The organism is Paenibacillus sp. PCH8, from assembly GCF_002968835.1.
Classification (GTDB): Bacteria; Bacillota; Bacilli; order Paenibacillales; family Paenibacillaceae; genus Paenibacillus.
Genome location: NZ_PKQK01000006.1, coordinates 239,586 through 261,927, shown reverse-complemented (window position 1 = coordinate 261,927; position 22,342 = coordinate 239,586). Strand labels below are relative to the sequence as shown.

At 45.1% G+C, this 22,342-nt stretch carries 18 protein-coding genes and 2 pseudogenes; 4 read left to right on the top strand and 16 right to left on the bottom strand.

Annotated elements, in window-relative coordinates; all coding sequences use genetic code 11:
* Positions 1–167: 167 nt before the first annotated feature.
* The gene (locus C0Q44_RS26745; RefSeq protein ID WP_105410198.1) at positions 168–1,097 is read left to right on the top strand and encodes an AEC family transporter; all 930 of its coding nucleotides are present in this window, start codon (positions 168–170) and stop codon (positions 1,095–1,097) included.
* Here C0Q44_RS26745 and C0Q44_RS26740 read toward each other — a convergent pair.
* The 5 genes from C0Q44_RS26740 to C0Q44_RS26720 form a co-directional block, all read right to left on the bottom strand.
* Positions 1,075–1,665, bottom strand: a complete 591-nt coding sequence (locus C0Q44_RS26740; RefSeq protein ID WP_105410197.1) for a DUF2062 domain-containing protein — start codon at positions 1,663–1,665, stop codon at positions 1,075–1,077. The genes C0Q44_RS26745 and C0Q44_RS26740 overlap by 23 nt on opposite strands.
* Positions 1,666–1,722: 57 nt before the next feature.
* Positions 1,723–2,181, bottom strand: coding sequence for an OsmC family protein (locus tag C0Q44_RS26735; RefSeq protein ID WP_105410196.1), 459 nt, complete (start codon positions 2,179–2,181; stop codon positions 1,723–1,725).
* A 20-nt stretch (positions 2,182–2,201) separates the two neighbouring features.
* The gene (locus C0Q44_RS26730) at positions 2,202–2,969 is read right to left on the bottom strand and encodes a DeoR/GlpR family DNA-binding transcription regulator (protein WP_105410195.1); all 768 of its coding nucleotides are present in this window, start codon (positions 2,967–2,969) and stop codon (positions 2,202–2,204) included.
* Positions 2,970–3,131: 162 nt separating this feature from the next.
* The gene (locus C0Q44_RS26725) at positions 3,132–4,262 is read right to left on the bottom strand and encodes an NADH-dependent flavin oxidoreductase (RefSeq protein ID WP_105410194.1); all 1,131 of its coding nucleotides are present in this window, start codon (positions 4,260–4,262) and stop codon (positions 3,132–3,134) included.
* Positions 4,263–4,467: 205 nt separating this feature from the next.
* Positions 4,468–5,145: an SOS response-associated peptidase gene (locus C0Q44_RS26720; protein ID WP_105410193.1), complete on the bottom strand. Its 678-nt coding sequence runs from the start codon at positions 5,143–5,145 to the stop codon at positions 4,468–4,470.
* A 226-nt stretch (positions 5,146–5,371) separates the two neighbouring features.
* Between C0Q44_RS26720 and C0Q44_RS26715 the strand changes: the two genes are divergently transcribed.
* Together C0Q44_RS26715 and C0Q44_RS26710 are read left to right on the top strand one after the other, a co-directional pair.
* The gene (locus tag C0Q44_RS26715) at positions 5,372–5,893 is read left to right on the top strand and encodes a zinc metalloprotease (protein ID WP_105410192.1); all 522 of its coding nucleotides are present in this window, start codon (positions 5,372–5,374) and stop codon (positions 5,891–5,893) included.
* A 43-nt stretch (positions 5,894–5,936) separates the two neighbouring features.
* Positions 5,937–6,605 (top strand): hypothetical protein, encoded by a 669-nt coding sequence (locus C0Q44_RS26710; protein ID WP_105410191.1) that lies wholly within the window; start codon positions 5,937–5,939, stop codon positions 6,603–6,605.
* A gap of 187 nt (positions 6,606–6,792) precedes the next feature.
* Here the strand turns inward: C0Q44_RS26710 and msrB are convergent, their stop codons facing one another.
* The 9 genes and pseudogenes from msrB to C0Q44_RS26670 all read right to left on the bottom strand — a co-directional run bounded on the left by msrB (position 6,793) and on the right by C0Q44_RS26670 (position 15,803).
* On the bottom strand, positions 6,793–7,881 hold the full coding sequence (msrB, locus tag C0Q44_RS26705; RefSeq protein WP_105410190.1) for a peptide-methionine (R)-S-oxide reductase MsrB: 1,089 nt from the start codon (positions 7,879–7,881) through the stop codon (positions 6,793–6,795).
* A 16-nt stretch (positions 7,882–7,897) separates the two neighbouring features.
* On the bottom strand, positions 7,898–8,464 hold the full coding sequence (locus C0Q44_RS26700; protein ID WP_105410189.1) for a redoxin family protein: 567 nt from the start codon (positions 8,462–8,464) through the stop codon (positions 7,898–7,900).
* An 18-nt stretch (positions 8,465–8,482) separates the two neighbouring features.
* Positions 8,483–9,208, bottom strand: a complete 726-nt coding sequence (locus C0Q44_RS26695) for a cytochrome c biogenesis CcdA family protein (protein WP_258166568.1) — start codon at positions 9,206–9,208, stop codon at positions 8,483–8,485.
* Between the two features lie 34 nt (positions 9,209–9,242).
* Entirely contained in the window at positions 9,243–10,118 is an 876-nt protein-coding gene (locus C0Q44_RS26690) for a HAMP domain-containing sensor histidine kinase (protein WP_181151184.1), read from the bottom strand.
* A 26-nt stretch (positions 10,119–10,144) separates the two neighbouring features.
* The gene (locus tag C0Q44_RS30415) at positions 10,145–10,282 is read right to left on the bottom strand and encodes a hypothetical protein (protein ID WP_181151183.1); all 138 of its coding nucleotides are present in this window, start codon (positions 10,280–10,282) and stop codon (positions 10,145–10,147) included.
* Positions 10,279–10,982 (bottom strand): annotated as a pseudogene (locus C0Q44_RS26685) (response regulator transcription factor). The gene C0Q44_RS30415 and the pseudogene C0Q44_RS26685 overlap by 4 nt, the downstream one beginning before the upstream one ends.
* 80 nt (positions 10,983–11,062) lie before the next feature.
* Positions 11,063–11,536 carry a stalk domain-containing protein gene (locus C0Q44_RS29935; RefSeq protein ID WP_146113518.1) on the bottom strand — a complete coding sequence of 158 codons (474 nt, stop codon included), beginning with the start codon at positions 11,534–11,536 and terminating at the stop codon, positions 11,063–11,065.
* A 442-nt stretch (positions 11,537–11,978) separates the two neighbouring features.
* Positions 11,979–14,525, bottom strand: a complete 2,547-nt coding sequence (locus C0Q44_RS26675; protein ID WP_105410186.1) for a beta-mannosidase — start codon at positions 14,523–14,525, stop codon at positions 11,979–11,981.
* A 246-nt stretch (positions 14,526–14,771) separates the two neighbouring features.
* Positions 14,772–15,803: a substrate-binding domain-containing protein gene (locus tag C0Q44_RS26670; protein WP_105410185.1), complete on the bottom strand. Its 1,032-nt coding sequence runs from the start codon at positions 15,801–15,803 to the stop codon at positions 14,772–14,774.
* A gap of 768 nt (positions 15,804–16,571) precedes the next feature.
* On the opposite strand from C0Q44_RS26670, the pseudogene C0Q44_RS26665 reads away from it, so the two are divergent.
* A pseudogene (locus C0Q44_RS26665) lies at positions 16,572–16,913 on the top strand (transposase); the annotation flags it as partial.
* A 175-nt stretch (positions 16,914–17,088) separates the two neighbouring features.
* On the opposite strand, the gene C0Q44_RS26655 reads toward C0Q44_RS26665, so the two are convergent.
* On the bottom strand, positions 17,089–17,733 hold the full coding sequence (locus C0Q44_RS26655) for a DUF3885 domain-containing protein (RefSeq protein ID WP_105410210.1): 645 nt from the start codon (positions 17,731–17,733) through the stop codon (positions 17,089–17,091).
* Positions 17,734–17,799: 66 nt separating this feature from the next.
* Positions 17,800–22,338 (bottom strand): RHS repeat-associated core domain-containing protein, encoded by a 4,539-nt coding sequence (locus C0Q44_RS26650; RefSeq protein WP_181151182.1) that lies wholly within the window; start codon positions 22,336–22,338, stop codon positions 17,800–17,802.
* Between the last annotated feature and the right edge of the window lie 4 nt (positions 22,339–22,342).

The window sequence follows — 22,342 nt, the reverse complement described above, 5'->3', positions numbered from 1 at the left end:
TAATAAATCTGCCATATCAAAATAGCAATCCGCTGTCGCTGCGCATCCGTAAAATCAACGGTTAAACAACAAGCGGAATGCACACAATCATACTGAAATTCATTCATATGAGGTGTATCTTCTGCTATGATAAGATCAGTTTTTCATCCAGAAGGGACTGAGTTTGGTTGTTTACTTCATTTTTGCTAACGTTATACCATGTGTTCCTGCCGATCTCACTTCCTGTGATTGGTGGTCTTCTGCTAAAACGCTTTAAGGATTGGGATACCCGGTCACTCTCGACCTTTTCCCTATATATTCTGAGCCCTGCACTCATCTTCAATACATTGCTGCACGCCGAGATTACCTGGACAGACGTCACCAGCACATTCTGGTTCTCCATCCTCAACTTGGTTGGCCTGTGGGCACTGGCTGAGCTGTTAAGCCGAATCTTCCGTCTCGGCCCAAGCGAAAAAGCGGGACTCACCCTCGTCTCCACGCTTACGAACTGCGTGAATTATGGGCTCCCGCTTGTGCTGCTTGCTTTTGGACAGCTTGGACTGGACAAGGCTTCCGTCTATGTCATCGGACAGATGATTATCGTCAATACGGTAGGTATCTTCTTCGCCGCGAGATCCGAGTTCACGGTCAAGGATGCGATTCTGTCCGTTTTTCGTATGCCATCCATCTATGCTGCTGGCATCGCCATTGCGCTACGTGCGTCCAATCTGAGCTTGCCTGACGCACTCGATGGAGGCATCTCCATGCTGGCTACGGGCTACTCACCTGTTGTACTCGCCATTCTGGGAGCACAGATGCTCAGATCCAAAGGGAAAGCAGAACCTTGGCTACCCAATGTACACCGTGCCTTCTGGACCGGACTTGTCGTGCGTCTCGCAGCTGCACCGATCCTCGCCTGGCTCATCCTGACCGCACTTCAGGTCGAGGGTACATTGTTCAGTGTGTTGCTCATCCTCGCGTCGATGCCGACCGCAGTGAACGCCGTTATTTTGGCTGAACAGTTCAATGCTTCTCCGCAATTCGTATCCCGCTGCATCCTGTGGACAACCGCCGCATCCATGTTCATTCTGCCGATTATGATTGTGATGGCTTCCTGATGAATACGGGGGCTGTCCCGGAAGAGATCGCCGCTTGGCGGCGTTTCTCTAAGCGGCGTTCATAACGCCGGTTGAGTGCTCTTACATAGAAGAACTTGACAACAAAATAAGAAATCACACCCAGAATTACACCGAACACCGCCATCCCTGCCAATATATCAAGTCCGCCAAGCAACAGCTCACTTACCGCAGACCAATTCCCACGAAACAACTCCATCCATGCACTCTCATGAACAGGTCCCTGACCCATGCTATGCGCAGGTAAAATCCAGGAACCCATTTGCTTGGCGAGCGGCATCAATATAATAGGAAGGAATGTAAGCTTTCCAACCACATTGCCAACAATCGCCGCTGGCATCGAACCCCCGGACAATCGCACTATCGGATAGAATACGAGATATATCAGAGATGCGGTCGAAATCACGATCAGTTCCAGACCGAACCCGATTGCAAATCCGGTAGATACTTTATGGGCACCTCCGGGAGCACGTAACAATTTGAGGAAATTCAGCTTCAGAGCACGTGTTAAACGTACCCATCGGTTGGTCTTGCGCTTCTGTGTGTTCATACCGAATTTCTCCTTATTTACACGAATGACGACTTGATTCGCCTATTCTTGAGTATATCACACCGCGTTAGCTCCTGTGGTTACAATGACAGGGTGAGTCTCCATCACAACATTACCCGCTACAGCTCTGGAGATCATGCAGGATGATTCGGCCTTATGCGCTAACCGCTCGGCTTTGGTCAGATCTGCCTCAGAGGCATCAGAACCGAGTACAATCCGGGGCCTATGAACGATACGTTCATACGTAAACACGTTATTCGTCACATCCACCGTCGCTTCCGACTCCAGTGTCAACTCATCTGGCGTAATCTCCGAACGCTCCAGCATCGCGGCCAGCGTGATCAGGTAACACGTAGAGGCTGCACCCAGCAGCATCTCGTCGGGATTGGTCCCCGTACCAGGTCCACCCATCTCCTGCGGAATCGAGATGACCGTTTGTAATCCACCTGCCTCAATCATTCCCTCACTGTTACGTCCACCATTCCATACCGCCTTCAGATGAAAAGGATGTTTCATGCCCTTCATTCCTTTCTATTTCACACACGTATACACGTAATATTCTGCTCAGTCAATGCGCTAACTTGCTCTTCATCCACACCTAGATCCGTAATTACTTTGGCTACACTGTCCATCTCTGCAACTCTGGTAAAAGCCTGTATGTTAAACTTGCTGGAATCGGCAAGCAAAATGACCTCATCCGCAATCTGGATCATCTTCTGCTTCACCAAAGCCTGTAATTCATTGGATTCACTGATGCCTTTAGTCAGATGCACACCTTTGCAAGACAAGAATACTTTATCCACATGGTAAGCATCCAGCGAACGTTCCGCCAGCGGTCCTACAAAAGAAAGTGACTTCGAAGCCAATTGCCCACCTGTGGCAATCACACGAATCTGCTCCTTGTTACTCAGCTCTGCGGCGACTTTAATTGAATTGGTTAATACCGTAAGTGGAATATTCGGCAGTCCTGCCGCCATATACCATGCCGTTGTACTTGCATCCAGGGCGATCCGGTCACCCGATTCCACCAGTTTCACCGCTTCTCTTGCAATTCTGCGCTTCTCTTCTGCATGGGCTACTGCTCGTTCCGGGTAGGGGATCTCCGATTGTCCCTCTTCCTTATATCTAACGCTGACCGCCCCGCCATGGGAACGTCTAAGTCTGCCTGCCTGTTCGAGCTTGTCCAGATCACGACGAATCGTCTCTTCTGTCACCCCACAGCGCTCACTAAGTTCGGTTACACGCATGCTTCCTTGCATATCCACCCATTCAACAATTTTCTCATACCGTTCAGCCACGAGCATATCCCTTCACTCCAAACCGTTGTTTATCCAGTTGATCCTGTTCATCCCATCATACCACAGCGCGATCAGAAGGAGAATTTAGCGCGTGCAGTATAGGAAATTAGAGCCAACGTGCAAAAAGAGAGAGCTTTCGCCCCCTCCATGATAGTCCGCAAGTATATGTTATTTATCTTCAGCCATAGGGAACCAGCCCGGTGTGTGAATGATCGCATTCCACAAGCCGTCAGGAATAACCAATCGTTCCTGATCCGATTTGGTCAGGATGGTTGGGATGTCTTCCTCACGTCCACTCTCGATCTTCTCCACCCAATCCGGCTCGATAATGAGCTCGCGTCCAATCGCAAGCAAAGGTACTCCCGTTTGGAGCGCCTCAGCGGCCTGGTCTGCTGTATGAATGGAACCTACACCGATCACAGGCAGCTTGCCATTCACCCGATCCAGAATGAATTCCATTCTTGAGCGTGTATCTGCTTCGCCGCGTCTTGGCTTGGACCAGAACTCGTTCACAGAGACATGAAGGTAGTCCAGGTTCTTATCTTTCAGTACATCCACCAGTGCGTACGTATCTTCCATGGTCAGTCCCGGTGTTTCCGGTTCTTCCGGGGAGAAACGATAACCCACGATGAATGGCAATTTCGTATGTTCGGATACGACTTTCTGGATCTCATCCACCACGGCAATTGGGAATGCCAGACGTTTCTCTACACTTCCGCCCCAACGATCTTCGCGTCGGTTAGAATGTGGGGAGAAGAACTGCTGGATCAGATAACCGTTCGCACCGTGGATCTCCACGCCGTCGAATCCGGCTTCAATTGCACGACGTGTCGCTTCACCAAAGTCTTTGATAACGGACGTAATCTCCTCATCTGTCATCTCTCTAGGTACAGGAGATCCCGGACGCTCACTCGCAACTGCACTAGGTGCAACCACTTGACCCGCAGGTACCGCTTGTTCCGGTGTCAGACGACCCGCATGGAAAATTTGCAGTACGGCTACGGAGCCCTGTTGTTTAATCGTATCCGCCAGTCGTTTCAGACCGGGAATGAAGCTGTCATCATAGACGCCAAACTGAGCCGGGAAACCAATGCCATGCTCTGTTACATGCCCTACAGCCGTAATCGACATACCCGCACCACCGGTGCGACGTGCATAATAAGCAAGTTCAGCGTCGGATATGGTACCATCAGCATTCGAGGACATATGAGTCATGGGAGCAAGCACGATACGGTTTTTCAGTGTAATACCAGTCGGCAGTGAAACTTGTTCAAACATCTGGTTAAACTTTGGATTCATACGTGGTTCCCTCCTGATTATAATATCTCTTTTAATAGATATATGAATATGTGCGTTCACTTACTGTAATGATTATAGTTACGTTTGATAGTAATTGCAACTCTTCATTTTCTGAAAGGAAAAAAAGAGCAGATCGTCATCAGACTCTCAGCCCTCTTCATCTTCTTCGCTCTATCCAAAGTCCTTCACTCTATCCAACGGATGTTTAGAAATTCCGAACGTAGGCCAGCTTCTGATCCATCTCTTCCACGCATTCAAAACAGTCGTGTTCGTCATTGGCAACCATTGGCGTGACCGGATACAGATTCATCTCGGTACTATTATACGATTTGAGTAAAGGTAACAACTGAGTCACCCGTGTATTGGCTGGATCAAGCCAGGTGTTGATCTCTTCTTCGGAGAGGATGGCTGGCATTTTACTGCCAAACTCGCGGGTAACCATGTTCGCACCAGCCATAAGCATTGTGCAGGTACGAAGTGGCTCTTTGCGCGTGTCTCTCCATACCTCATACAAGCCGGCAATGCCAAACAGACCGCGATCCGGCATAACGACGCGAACCGCATAACTTTTCTTACCTTCTTGCCGCCAGTAATACAGTCCGTTGCATGGGATAACACAGCGCTTGGTCTCTACCAGTTTGTAATAGGAAGGATTCTCATGCACTGTCATGAGATTGGCGTTAACGGCATCGCGGCCCCAGAACGGAATGAACCCCCAACGGAACTCGTCCATTACGCGCTCACCATCCTGATGCAAAATAATCGGTGTATGCTGAGTTGGGCTAATATTGTATCGGTTTTTGTAATAATACATCACGCGTTGGATCTTGAAATGATCTCGGACTTCATCCAAATCAGCAGCCAATGAAAAACGGTTGCACATGCTCAAGCACTTCCTTTTCCTGTGTAAGTTGAATGTATTGTTTGTTATTACAGGGAAATTATGCATGCTTGCAGGGACAGCAAATGACTTATTTTGACACCATTAGAGCCTAAGCAAGTGATAATCCTTATTTTTCACGTCAAAACAACGACCTCGGACTCATTTCAATGAACGTATTCCTTGTTACTATAATAGAGAAAAAATACATTTATTGGAGGTTTTAAGTATGAAAAGGAAGTTTTTGATGAGCATCATGCTATTTTCGGCACTGGCCATGTTTGGAAGTACCCTCTATGCGGCAACTTTTCTGACTTATGGTTACTCAAGCTCCACCATCCCCATTCGTACGTATAATTACGCCTCTGCATGGCAGACCCCTATGGACGCCTCTCTTGTCAACTGGAACAATGCCGGAGCCAAAATACAATTCACCAAAACGAGTAATTCTCCCAATACGATCACCGCTGGAAACTTCAATAACACAGCATATGGTGTCAACTACGCCTCTGTATCCGGCAGTCAAGTCGTAAGCTTCCGCATCGAACTCAATGCATCCACGATTACCCCTGACGCGACCAACTTATCCAACTTCATTCAAAGCGTATTTGTCCACGAACTCGGTCACTCTATATGGCTCGGTGACAACCCGACAACAAGCAGTCCTTCCATTATGTCTTACTCCCGCAACCGCAATTCCATGACCCAACCCCAAACCTTTGATATCAACAACGTCAGATCCAAGTACTAATCCGCTTCGAACTTATCCCATAATCCAAGGAGGATTCCTGTCCATGAACAAAAATCGAGTATTAACACTGCTTCTCTCTTCCATTTTCATTCTATCTGCTGTCGGATGCTCTTCTGTTACACCTACCGCGTCCCCGTCCGATGCACCCATGACCATTATTGCTTCTGAAGATTACCCGAGCTATGCCAGCATTGGCGACCTGTCCGAGAGAGCAAATACCATTGTGAAAGGTAGTGTTATTGAGACGCGTGTGGAAGCTTTGAACGATATCGTACAAGATAACGATGCTGCGAATGAAAACGAGCTAAACCCAGCTTCCGATCCGGGCGGAGAGCCATCTTCTTTTGACAAAATCTATACGATCCACACGATTCAGGTCGCTGAATCCTATAAGGGTGGCTACACTGCCGGGGAACACATTGAAGTGAAGCAACTTGGCGGACAATTAGGCAACACCGAAATTATTAATGATGACAACCTCAAGCTGATCCCTGCCAAAGACTATGTGCTATTCCTTGAAACGTATGAAGACACCCCTGCCAGCCTGCTCAACTCCGTTCAAAGTCTCTACGTGATCAAACCTGCCGCCAAGTCGAACCAACCCGGCCAACAGTCCCAGTCCGAAGTCATTGTCAGCGCGAACCAGGAGAATGATCTGACATTATCGTTGAACGAATTGCAACACATCCAGAATGAACAGTCCAATCCATAATGTTTTCATCTGATTACATGCAGATATAACCCTTATCTCCGTCCAGTTCTACATAAAAGAAAACGTGCCGCTCAGGAAACTGGGCAGCACGTTTTTGCTGTTGTTGGTTTATGTCAGATGAAACTTGTTTGTTACAAGAAGGACGTTATGATCTATATAGATCATTTTGATATTCTACTGCACTTCTCTACTCGACAAATGACAATAAATACCCGTATCTCTCTTCCTCCATCTTGTCTAGCGGAATAAACCGGATCGATGCACTGTTAATACAGTAACGTTTGCCGCCGCGATCTTCGGGACCATCATCAAACACATGCCCGAGGTGGATGTCGCCTGCCCGGCTTCGTACCTCCGTGCGTTCCATACCAAAGCTCGTATCCGTTGTATAGGTAACAACCTCAGGTACAATCGGCTTTGTAAAACTCGGCCACCCGCAACCGGAATCGTACTTATCCTGGCTAGTGAATAACGGCTCTCCCGTGGCAATATCAACATACAGACCGGGCTCCTCATTATCCCAGTATTCGTTACTGAACGCATGCTCCGTATCATTGTTTACCGCAACCGCATACTGTTCGTCTGTTAATCGTTCCTTTAATTGGTCATCTGTTGGACGCGGATATTGAGCGGGATCAATCCCGATCTCCAGTTCATCCAGGACAGTCATATCAATGTGACAATATCCATTCGGATTTTTTTCCAAATAATCCTGATGGTACTCCTCCGCCAAATAATAATTCTGCAGAGGCATGACTTCCGTTACGATGGGTTGATCATATTTTTCTTGCTCTACCTCTACAGCTTGCTCAATAATTTTGGCATCTTCAGCTAACGTATAATATATTCCAGTCCGATACTGAATGCCACGATCATTGCCCTGCTTATTCAGGCTGGTCGGATCAATAACTCGAAAATAAGATTCAAGCAATTTCTGCAAAGATACTTGCTGCGGATCATATTTAACATGAACGGTCTCTGTAAACCCCCGGTCCCCGCGAATCACATCCTTATAGGTTGGATTCTCCCCTTCGCCGTTGGCATAACCGGAAGTCACATCCTGAACCCCCGGAATACGAGCCATATACGCTTCCACACCCCAGAAGCAACCTCCTGCCAAGTACAGGTTGTGCAGGTTTTCCTCAGAGACACTCGATACCTTGACAGGTTGAGTGGATATTGAAGCTGAAGCTGAGGGGTTCTCAGCCCTGTTTCCACAAGCAGACACGACCATCGCTATGGCAAGGAGGCACAAGCCGAGTAGCATCTTCTTCATGACACTTCCTCCTTTCTCACAGTATCTCTTGTAATGATTTCATGATCTGTTCATTGGATGCATGCCCTGGCTGCGATTTAACTAAAATACCATCAGAGCCAATATAAAAGGAACTAGGATACGCTCTTACACCAAATTCCTTGGCCCATACACCTTTCTCATCCAAAAGAACAGTGATGTTATCATATGGCTGTTGGTCAAACCATTGGGTAAACGCTTGGGAGGATTTCTCTCCTTTGTAGTCTGGCGTCACAATCGTAATGACATGAAAATCATTGTCTTGACCGGCCAGATTGTTCAGGTCTTCCAACCCCGCAAGACAGATGGAACACCAGGAAGCCCAGTATTTCACATACACTTTCTTGCCTTGAACATCAGAAAGTCCAACTGTGTTTCCTTTCAGATCACGCAATGAAAATTCCGGAGCCATCTCTCCCTTGTTCATCATGGTTGACGAACTCATATCGGATGTTGAAGATGGGGTTGATGTTGACCCCGTTTGTTTTGATCCACATGCGCTCAAGATCGACAAGACTCCAGCGAATACAATTACAGATACCACCCATTTCCGTGCAATCTTCATACCGAATTCCTCCAATGATTATTGAAACCAGGTCACCAAGCTGTTTAGTCGGTCTGTCATTAGCAATAGTCCCATTACAATAAGAATACAGCCGGAAGTTATTTTGATGACGCCCATGTACTTGTATAAACGACGTATCCGCTTCATAACATATTCCGAAAAAATGGACAGAATCAGGAAAGGAATCGCTAACCCAAGGGTATACAGGAACATGAGAAACCCGCCATACAGTGGAGAGCCTTCACCTGCGGCGATACCAAGAATAGCCGCCAGCACGGGTCCGATACAAGGCGTCCAGCCGAAACTAAACGTTAGACCCAGCAGGAACGCTCCGATATACCCTCCCCGTCTGGCATGGTCGCTTGACAATTTTCTCTCCCGTTCCAGCCAAGATAGTCGAATCAACCCAGTTTGATAGATCCCGAAAAGCACCACGATGGCTCCGCAGATGGCAATAAACACAGGACTTGAGATCATATTGCCAACGATGCCGGAACCAAAACCAAGTAAAACAAAAACCAGGGAAAGCCCAAGAACAAATAAAAATGTCCGCAAAACAAGTGTGGACCGCAACTGAACCGAATGAGTGTCGGACTGCTGCTGATTCGTACCGTTGACCACGCTTCCGGACAGATAAGACACGTATACCGGGATCAGCGGCAGAATACATGGCGCAAAAAACGATAACAACCCTGCACCAAAAACGCCGAAAAGGAATACCAAATCACTGGTCAAATCACTCACCACCTAAATAAATACTACGCATAACAATCCAAGGTTAGCGACTGACATAGATCGGAAGCGTAAACCAGAAGCAGCTTCCTTCTCCTTTCGTACTCCGAACCCCGATCTCGCCTCCATGGAGTTCCACAATCGATTGAGCGATGGCAAGGCCGAGCCCGGCACCTCCATTGCTCTTGCTGCGTGATTTGTCAATTCGATAAAAACGTTCAAATATACGTGAAGTTTCCTCCGCTTCAATGCCTTCCCCTTCATCTGTAACTGAAATTCGTAAAAATGGCCCCCTCTCTTCGGCAGCCAGAATAATTTTTCCTTCAACAGGAGAGTATTGAATCGCATTTTGCAGCAAATTGGAAAGGACCCGCTTCACTTGTGCAGGCATCATGACCGCGGCTGGCAATTTATCGGGCAAATCAATCTTGACGTTCAACGTTTTCTCCGCAAGATGAAACGAGAAACTCTCCAACGTACTGAGCAGCAGCTCATCGACGTGATAAGGCTGAGGCTCATATATTTCCCCTTGCGCTTCCAAGCTGGATAATTCGAATAAGTCTTGAATAAGCCCTCCCAAACGCTTCGTTTCAAGCCGTATCGTGTTCAGGTACCGTTGAAAGGTTTCTTTATCCTTAATGACATCATCCTCCAACGCTTCGACGAATGACTGAATGGATGCCAAGGGAGTCCTTAAATCGTGGGAAACATTGGCGATCAACTCTCGTCTGGCAGATTCCGAGTAATGCAAATGGTCAAAACTTTCCTTCAGCTTGGAACTCATTTCATTAAATTGCTGTGCCAAGAGCTTAAATTCCTGCGTACCGATGAGAGGGACTTCCGTATGGAAATCCCCTTCGGCAATTCGTATCGTCTGCTGCGTAATTCGCGCAATCGATTTCTCTAATGGCTTAGTCAGCAAATATTGAAGAATAAACGAAAGTAAGCCTACCCTGCCGTTATAGCCGATAACCAATACAATTGTTCGATCGTAAGCAACATTTTGGAATAACTGATAAACAAACAAATTAATAACACACCAATGCCTGTGAGACTGGACAACACCAAGTACGTGCGAAGTTTCATGAACTGTCACCCGCAAACTTATAGCCTATACCCCAAACCGTTTTAATATATTTCGGATCAGAAGGGTTCTGTTCGATCTTCTCTCGTAATCTCCGAACATGTACGGTCACCGTTGTTGTATCTCCTTCATAGCTAAAATCCCAAATCTGGCTTAACATCTGGTTACGGGAGAACACCTGACCCGGGTGACTTGCCAGCAAATACAACATCTCAAACTCCGTAACTGTCAATTCAATCGCCTGCCCATTGATGTTCACTTCACGCTTGGTAAAATCAATGGTAAGCCCTTCATAACTGATCGTGTATTCAGATGTTGTAACAGGTGATGCCTGCGCAGTTCGCATTCTCCGCAGGATTGCCTTCACACGCAGGACGAGTTCTCTCGGACTGAAAGGTTTGGTCAGATAATCATCCGCCCCATCGTCAGCCCCATCAGACGATCCTGTTCCTCACCCCGGGCCGTCAGCATTACGATGGGTACATCCTCGGTTTGCCGAATCTCGTTACAGACTTCCCAGCCATTCTTATGTGGCATCATCAGGTCGAGTACAATCAAGTGTGGCGTTTGGCTGTGCCACAGCTCTATAGCCTCCAAGCCGTCCTTGGCAGTCACGACATGATAACCTTCCCGCTCCAGATACCTGCGACAAACGTCTGTAATATTGCTATCATCATCAGCAACCAGTACACATTCATTCAAACTAACCCACCCCATATTCCAGAAAATACATTTGAGCCAATCATATCATATGGTGATGGTAATGCTTAGCTTCATTTACTTCATTGCATGGCTGGCATCATGTATTGTTGAATTACAGACTCAGCCGCATACGTATTCCCCTCATGGATGACAGGCATCGATTTCAAGTTGACTTGCATACCGTCTACCATAATTTTTTTGGATCCAATCCACATTTTAATCGTTTTTCCCGCAGGCATCATCGTGTCGTCCATCATCATGTCATCTTTCATCATCACGTCGTCTTTCATCATCTTGTCATCTTTCATCATCTTGTCGTCTTTCATCATCATGTCGTCCATTTTGCCCATGTACATCAACGTTACCGATCTATCCTTGCTGTCCCACATAATACTGTAATCATACATTTTGGCCGCCTGTCTCAATTGAACAAGCTCCATGCCATCCTTTTTAATCGTTTTCATATCTACAGCACTTGCCAATCCAGAAAAAGCCATGGACATCATCAATACCGCTGCTACCATCACTTTTTTGCTTTTTTTCGTTTTCATCATTCTTATCACACTCCATTATTTTATTTCTTACATACAAAACAATAAGCAAGAGAGCTTACGATTCTCTAAGCAAAGTATTACGAAAAGATTACGATATATAAATTAGGTTAGATTCCATTAAAAAAGTCCCGTAATATTGGGGAACAATTAACTCTACTCGTCCATTGATGAGGAATCTCCCTTTATCCGTAAGACTCAGCGGCTGAGTACAATGACGACGAATATAATCGGCTGTTGAACGGATCGTTTCCTGATGGCTCAGTAAAGATGTCCCCGCCAGAGACTCTGAATTCCTCGTAAGTTCTATAACTGATAATCATTATCAATTAAAACGATGATGAACTCATCTTTGAAATCTTTATTCGTTTTTGTTGAATGTCCCAACATAAAAAAACGGTTGAAATCCCCCTGAAGAGATTTCAACCGTATTATGGTTAGCTTATTACAACTGGATAAAGTCGGCCATGGAACGAACCTGAATGAGTCCTGTTTTGGAAGCTGCGTCAGAAGATTGTAGTCCTTCTCTGGAAGTGAACTGCACCTTCACCGGAATACCGGGAATGAGATCGAAGAAATTGTCCGAGAATACACCTTCTGCTTCAGAAGAAATCCATACCTGTTTGGCAAGCACATCGCTTTCCAGCACCAGATATTCGCCACCATTTTCGGTAACCGTTGTTACTTTAATGTGTGCAGGCTGTAGAGCAAGATCCTTCGATGGTACAAAATAATGCTCCTGAATAATATCCGCGACACCACTTTGCTTCAAATCAATTCGCAACAATGTTGTTGCGGCATCGTGTCCATCCAGCCATTCGCCATGGTTCAGGGACAACACCTGTTGACCCGAGTTGGAAGCCACTGCAACTTCATGCTCGTCCTCACGGTATACCGTTCCATCAAATCCAATTAATTGAACACGCAGTTGCCCTTGCACTGGCTCAAGCTGATCCGAGATCACATAGATATCCGTTGTATCTTCCTTGGTCCCGTCAACGGATACCAACACATCGCTGAAGCTGCGTTTCGCATAGTATTGCAATGCTTTCCAGCGGCCAAGATAGTCCATCCCTGCCCATGAAGCTACAGGCCAGCAGTCATTCATTTGCCAGTAAAGTGTACCCATGCAGAATGGTTTGCGGCGACGATGCGCTTCAATGGCCGTCTTCATCGCTTCGGCTTGAAGCACTTGGCTCATATACAGGAACGATGGGAAATCCTTCGATTCATGCATGTACATGTCCATGTATTGCTTGATCAGACGATTCCCTGCCCCATTCTTCTGATGAGCAAGCATGACTTCCGATTCCAGCGCCAGATCCTCTTCTTCTGCGTAAGTCCGCACTGATTTGTACTCGGGGAAAGACTGGAATCCATATTCACTCATGAAACGTCCAACATGAACATTATAGTTCTCGAATGGTTCCACGCTGTGCCAGACACCCCAGTAATGGATGTCACCTTCAGATGTGGACGGATGCGCATGCTGCTTCTCATCACCTGTCAGGGAGACAAGCGGTGAAGAAGGCCAATAATCCACACCTGGCGCATACGCTTCAACAACTTCTGGAAGCAGATCATGGAAGATGGCTTTGTAATCAGCCCAGATGCGTTCACGCTGCTCGGCATTGAAATCTTTCTTCCAGCCCCAGCCACCATGTTCAACATATTGTGCCCAAGCGGAATCGATCTCGTTGTTCCCACACCAGAGCGCAATACTTGGGTGATTACGCAGACGTTTCACATTATCAATGGCTTCATGTCTCACATTATTCAAGAAAGCTTCATCTCCCGGATACATGCTGCAGGCAAACATGAAATCTTGCCAGACCAGTATTCCGTATTCATCACACAGTTCGTAGAAGACATCTTGCTCATAGATGCCTCCACCCCATACTCGCAGCATATTCATATTAGACTCGGCAGCCGATACGATCTCATGCCGATAACGTTCATGAGTAATTTCAGTAATGAAGCTATCGTTAGGGATGTGGTTAGCCCCTTTGGCAAAGACCGCAACACCATTTAATTCAAAATAAAAGGATGCTCCCGCTTCATCTTTGTCACGCACAAGACGTATGGAACGAAGTCCTGTCTTGATCGTGAATTCGGCCACAGCCCGTTCACCTTGAAGCACTTCTGCAAGGAAGGTGTACATATGCGGATCACCAAGTCCACGGCTCCACCACAGTTTCGGATCATCCATGGAGATGGGAATCTCCACGGTCTGTAGTCCGGGCTGTAGCGAAACTGCTCTTTCCCATCTCTGCCCGTCTGCACCAATACGAATGACTGTATCTACCGATTGGGATGTCTCTACTTCCACGACTGCAGTTAACGTAGCCAAGGTAGCGCTTACTTCATTTTGCTGGATATACACGTCATTAATGCGGACATCCGTCCAACCCTCCAGACGTACTTCGCGCCAGATGCCACTGGTTACAAAACGCGGACCCCAGTCCCAACCATAGTGATATGGGGCTTTACGAGCAAAAATACTTACTCTTTTGTCGCCAAGTCCGCCGACTTCAGATTGATCATTGGATGCTGGCAATGCATATCCGAGCTTTTCCAGTTTCGGCAGGTCTTCTTGAATCGGAGATCGAAAACGTATTTGAAGCATGTTGCCATTCCCCTTCAATACTGCTTTCATGTCTGCCTTCCATACCCGGAACATATTATCTGCTGATAACACATGTACATCATTCACATAGACATCCGCATATGTATCCAGACCATCAAACACCAGTTCCAGATGTTCCTGGGAGAACAACGCTTCGGGAACGTCAAATTCAGTACGATATTCCCAATCTATCTTGTCGATCCACTGTACTTCCTTCTCGTTCGTTCCATAGAAAGGATCTGGAATCTTGCCCAGTTTCAGCAGATCTGTATGCACGCAGCCGGGTACCTGTGCCGGCATCCACTCTTGATCTTCGCAAGCCTTGAACGTCCAATTCTGAAAAGTATAGGATTGTATTGTGCTCATGACAGCCTCCATTTGTAGTTAGAGTCGTTAGTTCATTATTTTGTTAGGTTTTGTTATTATAAAATTAAATAACTTACAAAACAAAATTAACACGATATGCTTCTCGCAGTCAATCTGTTTTGTAATTTAATTGATTAAACTCGTCTGCATATCAAAAAGACATGAAGCACTCCTGCTCCATGTCTTTCCTAAGCTCAGTAATTCAGCACATTTTTGGTTAACATGCTCCGCTTCGTTTCTATCCTGTTACGATATATTGGCGTTATATTCATCACGGACAATTAATTCCGAATGGATCAACTTGCGCTCATAAGGTTTATCCAGATGTTTGATCCGCCACAATAGCTGATCTACTGCTCTAGTGCCCAGATTTTCTTTGTTAATATTCACAGTAGCAAGAATGGGTTCGTCCGTCCGGGTATTGTCAAATCCGGTTATGGCACAGCGTTCGGGTACCTGGATACCGCGGCTCTGGAGTGCTTCCAGTACGATGACTGCCGTATGATCATTCGCACACACGATCACTTCAGGGATATCCTCCAGCTTCATTTCGGTTATGGACTTCCGAATCTGATCATACTCTTGTTCCAGCAGATCCGTTTGCTGTTTTCCCTCCAGTTGCATCTCTTCCAGTACCACACGATAACCAAGCCAGCGTTCTCGAAAGCTTGCCGCATCGGGCAGTTGCCCGGCGAACTGAAACCTTCTATACCCTTTGCCAACGAGCATGTGCACCAGTTCTTTCATACATTTCATATTGTCCGTAAATACCGTATCGGTGTAGATGGCCGGATCTTCATGATCCACCATCACCAGCGGAATACGCAACCTGTAGATCTCCAGCAATACCGATGTCGAGATGGTGCCCAGCGTAATGACACCGCTGATGGCTTCCGGATTAAGAACCGAGAACATCCGGTCTGAAGAGGGCTCCGTGAGCGTTAATATATCCATTCCCTTCTCATTCAGCCGTTCGGAAATGCCATTGAACACAGGCCCCCAATATAAGGAAGATCGATTCTGAGAACGAATGTTTGGGAACAAAATCAATATAGTGCCTTGTTGCTTCTCTAGAAGCTTCTTCGCCGATGTCATCGGGGTCTCCACCGGATAACGCTTCGGTTCGGTTCTGAAATACCCGAGTTGCCCTGCCGTTCTGACAATCATCTCGCGTGTATGCTCACTGACACCAGGCTTGCCCGTCAGCGCCCTGGAGACCGCGAACTTGGATACCCCCGCAGCATCCGCAATATGCTGCATCGTTACTTTTTTGGCCATCCTGTTCACCCGTTTTTCCTGATTTTCCATTCAGTTTAGCACAAAAAACAAAAATCAACAAAACAAGTTATGTTATTCTGTGTTTGTTAGCATCAATCAATATATTTGTTTTCAATTCAGGTGTACCATTACGTACTTCAGCTTCCGCGATGATCTGGGCATTGTCATCATAATAATAGCGGGTTGTCACACCATTCTCTGTACGCTCTATTAGCATTTATGCTTATATCAAGCTTAAAGATTAACGAAAATAAACCCTTATGGGTTTAGTTATCATAAGGGGTTAACACTAAAAACAGTAATAATCAAAACATTTCACTATTTTAAAGTTTTGCTTTGACTGCATTAACTGATTCTTCAATGTATACTTTGAGTTCAAATATTGAGCGACATTTTCTTTGGAACATAGGACTATCCCAATCAAAGTCCTCAATTACCACAACTTGAAAAACTACATTGGTTGAAAATGAAGGGAACCATCCAACATCAATGATAAATCTATCCTTATAATTAACTTGAAGTAAATCCTATTTCAAATTATCAAGTTGATTTTCTAAGGAATCATTTTCATCAATCAGAAAATCATTATATACAATTTCACCTGGTTTAAAATCAAAATTTTCAAACATATCATCTCTCCTACTTTAATAGCTTCTTGTATTCAGCTTGAGTAATAGGATGACCATGAATAGTTCCACCACTATACTCAACTCTCATAAAATAAGTTTCAACACCTTCACTTGCTCCGATGACTCTGTCAAACTTCTTAAATATGAAACACTGAAATACACACGTCCCAAGGCGTGTGTATCGTGTCCGTTTAAGGAAGAAGATTGCCAGAAAGTATTCAAAATCGAAACCGACATTTGCAAGTATACCGTTCCAGCGAGAGGGAGCCACAGCTACAAGGAATTGTACAAAAAGCGGACCGCCGTTGAACGGGTGAATGCCTATCTGAAAGAATTTTTTCAGTTGAATCAGATTCGCCACCGAGGTGGAGCGTTAGCAAAGGTAGACTTTGACATTTCTTGCTTGGTCTACACCTTGAGCACGCTGGCAGTGGATCGGATCAACAAGCAAATGAAGGGAAAGAACAACTCGCTCTTTTAGTGTTGGGGATAACCCTGGAAAAGCTGCAACCCATTTTTAAACGGGGGATACGTCTGCCCTTTTCCACAGCTATCCACAAAAACAAGGATTGTCCTCTTATTTTTTCAAAAATTTTCCCCGGAATTCGGTCTTTGTCAGCGACTGGAGAATGTATTATGAAATTGACTCTCTAGGATTAATAATGAAAGATTTGATTGATTTTTTTTCGATCAAAATCTAGTATCCAATCATTAAATTTTTCATAAACCGCACGTAATGTACTTGTATTTGTCGCAATAACATCCATACCTCTGCTGTCATAAATATGAAATATGCATTTTTTTGTTTCATTAATTAAAAATATATCACCAACAATTCGGGATTCATGGGCAATTTCTCTGTATGCAATGTCGCTAAATAAATCTTTCACTTTTAAATTTTTCAGCTCTGTCTTAGTACAATATTGCACTGTAATAGTTTCTTCAACGTCTTCATCTGAATCTTTATAACGATACTCAAGTTCTCGCTTATCAATGTCTTTTATTTTAACTCCTGAATAATAGAGGAAATTGTCATAAATATCATTCTCAAATGACGAAACAGGATGATCACTCCAGCTATCCACAAAAATGGTTAAATAAATTATATCGGTTGCTTCACCGATTTCATTAAATATGGAAAATGCTCTACGCGTTACTCTGTCGATCCTACTTCCTTTGGTTAGATCTCCTCCCAATTCATATCTAATTGCAATTTGAGAGTTATAAAAAAGAGGTTTTTTCAATTTCAATTTCGAAAAATTTTCGATTAATAACTTATCTAATTGTTGATTAAAGTCCAATAAACTCACCTCCATTTTCATTCTATATAGTAAGGAGATAACTGGTCTCCTTACTATATAGACAAACTATTTCAATTTTATCACCGTACCTGTTTGGCTCTTGTGTTTATCTTTAATCCAGTTACCGTACTTATCTGCGTCAGCTACCCAATGAAGTTCTTTACCTGACTTCTTAAACACTTTGAATGCAGAATCAGCGTGACCGGTAGTATCCTTTGCCCACCAATAGCCATGACTATCTTGATAAGCTTTTACTTTATCTCCATGGAAGTTATAAGTTAAGGTAGCTTTAGCATTCGTTTTAATATCCCACAGTGTCGTAGTATTTTGGGTCGTTTTTTTTGACCCACTAACCTTACCCGCAACAAACCCCATTGCAAGCGCTGCAATATATTCTGCTTCTTTTCCTTTAATCAACTCGCTTACTAACTGTTCCGTTGCCCAGCTAGCATTACCTGCAGAATTAGTATAAGCACTTTTACCTAATGCCATATCATACAAGTAATTATACCGATTCGTATATAAAAAAGAATTAAAGCTATAACGATCTCGAGTAGTATTTTTATACAGATTATAATTTGAACTATTTACTTCATACCCTTTTGCTTTAGCATCTTTCAGCATATATCTGAGCTCTTGAGCATAGGAAGGCTCTACCATATGACCACTAGGATCAACATACCTCAACGGATTATTTTTCACATACGCATAAAAATTCAAGCTCAGCGGGTCATCCAGTTCACCCTCATACGAATCCTCGTTAATAAACCTTCCGGTGTTTGGATCGTACCATCTTGCTCGTAAATATTGCAACTGCGTGGTATCATCCCATAGCTCACCGGAATACAAGAAAGGATTATGAACCTTCTCCTCTTTCGACTCCAGATTGCCCCAAACGTCATACTGATACTTATTCAGTAATGTGCCATCGCCATCGCGCAACTCGGTAATGTCCCCGTGTCCGTTGGTTTGGACATATGCGCTGCTACCATCTGCATACTTAATAGCTTCCAACTTAGCTCCACGAATATAGTTTGCTTTCAGTTCCGGCGTACCATTATGAACCTCGGCTTCTGCAATGATCTGAGCTCTATCATCGTAATAGTACCGAGTGGTCACACTATTTTCAGTTCGCTCAACAAGCAGATTGTCACCATTGTACTGGTATCCGACTTGTTTTGTGTCCTGCGTAACTTGGGTCAATCGGTTGCGGGTATCATATTGATACTCGCTACTGGCAGCATTAATTTCCTTATCTGACTGCATTGTCAGGCGGTTGCCTTGCTTGTCATAGGTATACTGCTCGCTATTGCCACTTGCCGTGACAATCCGATCCAGTTGGTCATACGTAAAGTCATCCTGTACGCCCTGCTGCACACGCTTCGTTATATTTTTATTGTTATCATAACTGTAGTTGTACACGCCCAGGGTTTCTTGATCTCGCACTTGCTCCAGACCCACCAGATCCAGACCGTTATACGTTTGGCGATTATTCACACCATTCTGAGATTGGGACGTATTAAACAATCCATTGAGATAATACGTGTACTGCGCATCGGGTACATCCTTTACTGTACCTACCGATGTCATTCGGTTCATTGCATCATACGTGTAGTATTCGGTGTTTCCAAATGGCCCTTTCATCTCCGTCCGATTGCCATCCAGATCATAAGTGAACTCGGTTGTAAGTCCATCAGGATAGGTCAATCGTGTCAATTGCTCCGTTGCCGGATCATATTGATAACCTGTGGTTCCCATGCGGTCCGTCATGCTGGTACGGTTACCTACGGCATCGACAGCATAGCTGATTGTTTCATCCGAGCTCACTTTACGGATTAGGTTACCACGCAGGTCATATTCATACGTGAACGTATTACCATTACGGTCCACATATTTAGTCAGGTTGCCGCCAGGTGTATAGTAACTTTTCGTGCTATTGCCCGACTTATCCTTCGTCTGGATGCGGCGATTAAGCTGATCATACGTATTCTCTTTGATGTTACCGGCTGGATCAAGCGTTTTGAGTAGATTACCAACCATATCATAGACATATTGTGTCTGTTCTCCATTAGCGCTGGTCACTTGGCGAAGCTGACCCATAACATCATAGATGAACGTAGTAACGTTGCCCTTCCCATCCGTTTGCTCCAGCGTGTTGCCGCTGATGTTATCGTATTTGTTCTTTTCGAGTGTTCGCAGTGCCTGATCCAGTTGCGTCTTCTCTTCGGTCTTGAGCACTTTCCCCCACTTATCGTAGGTTGCAATCTGAATGTATCCTTCAGCGTCTGTACTGGTTGCCGTCCGTGTTACATCATCGTACTTCAGTGTTGTGGAAGAACCATCTGCACCATTGGTCGTAACCACACGGCTCCAGTTATCATAGAGATTGCGAGAGCGATTGCCCAGTGCATCCTCTGTCCAAGAAGCTCGGCCATACGGATCATATCCGATTCGCTGAGACACAATGTAACTGCCGCTTGAGAAATAACCCTTCTCAATTTCCTGACCAAGTGAATTCCATTTGGTTATTCGTTGCTGACCCAACTCATCCGTAACCGTAATTTTATTGTTGATGTCATCATAGTCTGCGCTGAGTGTTGTTCCGTCCGGCTGCACCACTTCAATAGTTCGACCTAATGCATCCAATCGGTATTTGGTTGTGCCCTGTTCCGCGTCCGTTGATGAGATTAAGTCACCTGTGGACGGGTCATATTCGGACGCTGTGCTTACCGCCGTTTGCTTGCCATCTACATCCGTTACCATCATGCTTAGGCGAGTTGGATATGCATTTTGATAACGACTATCATATTCCAGCGTAGCATTTCGTTCCTCAGAACCATTCGAAATACGCTGGGACAGCAGGTTACCATAGGCATCATAGGTATAATCCGCCTGTTGCAGCAGTTCACCACTAGCACTGTCTTTACGATTAATGATTTGCGTAAGATTTCCGACATTACTGCGCGTGATTACGGTGTATTTCTTGTTGGCAGAGTCCACCATGTCCGTAACACTCGTTAACCAGTGTCTTGTACTATCATACGTGCTTGTCGTTGTTCGTCCTGCACCATCCGTTATCGACGTAATATTGCCATAGTCGTCCATTTGCAGTGTTGTTGTTAACACATCCTTCGCCTGATTATCGGTTACGGAGGTAACCGTTGGCGTAGGTGCCGCATAACCGCGCCCTTTGACCGTTTTACCATAAGTGTATGAGCTCGTTTGAGTTTTTCCCTCTGCACTCACGACTGCCCGATCCAGATAAAACTGCGTTGGTGTATCCGTATTAATATAATCCTTGCGATAGTTGTATTGAGTGTTCGTTAATCCATTATTGATGGACGTTGCAAAGGTTACATCCTGTCCAAACGTCGCGCCCAGATCTGAGGTGTAACTCAATGTCTGACGATTATAATCCTCTGTCGAGCCATTTTCATAGGTTAACTGGTCTCTACGAGACAATACACGATACGTTTCGTTAAAAGAATCCTCACCAATATATCGTTTAACGGGGCCATTTTCATACTCGTAGAACGTTTTGGCACCTGTATTATGCTGCACGGATGTGAGCAACGCATATGGATTCAATACCGCGCGTTCCGGGCTAAACCCAAGCAAGTTAAACTTGGCATCAGCCAACTTATATGAATACGTGGTTTTTCTACCTAACGGGTCGATGACGGAATCGAGCAGTTCTATACCGTTTTTCGTTTGTTTGTTGTAGGTAACCGTGCGGCTCCCCTGAACGATCGTTACGGCTGAGGCCGTATAACTGATACGAATCGTATTGCCTATAGCATCCTTCACTTGGTTTAACAACTTGTTGTTATATACTGAATTGTTCTCATAATAGAATTGAATATCATTTTTCTGCCCATCTGAAATCTGAAGCAGACGTCCATCCGTAGAGAAATATTGCTTAGTTAATCCATCTGCAGATATCATGACCAGTGCAGAAGTTTCACCATTTACAGTAGCAGACGTATCTGCATTCACCGTAATACCTTCCCAATCGTACCCCTTTAGTGTATTGCCGACAATCTCGTATCGACCACCATCAGCAAAAACTACTTCTTTCTTATTGTTCTTCGTCTCGATGGATGGCAGTTTCCAAGACCATCCTTTACCGAGTGGATAGGTTTTATCCAGAGGATTTGGAATGGTTTTATTATAATAGGTCACATCCGTACTATTGCCCACCTGATATGCGCGAATTTCTGCATTTGGCTTGGAAGCCATATAGTAGTTATAGCCATCATCAATGCCGTTTTGAAACTGAGCGTTTGGATGGTTATTAATTTCGTTTTTGAGATCGCTCGCTTCGAACCAATAGTCTGTGCCATCCGTCGCCTGAGTTGTTGATTCTGCGGCTCCCTCGGTAATCTCAGTTTCTACCCACGGGAGCTCATTCACGTTATATGCTTTACGTTGCTTGCCTCCGCCTCCAAGAGACACCCAGTTATCATATCGTCTGGACGAGTAAGAACCTGGCTTGGTTACTGTGCCCACATAAGTTTGGGAGTAACTACGTGTGTCGGATGCCGGAATGGTTACAGATCCATCATATTTGGCTTCCCATGTCTTGGTACACACGTAGTTTGCCACCGAT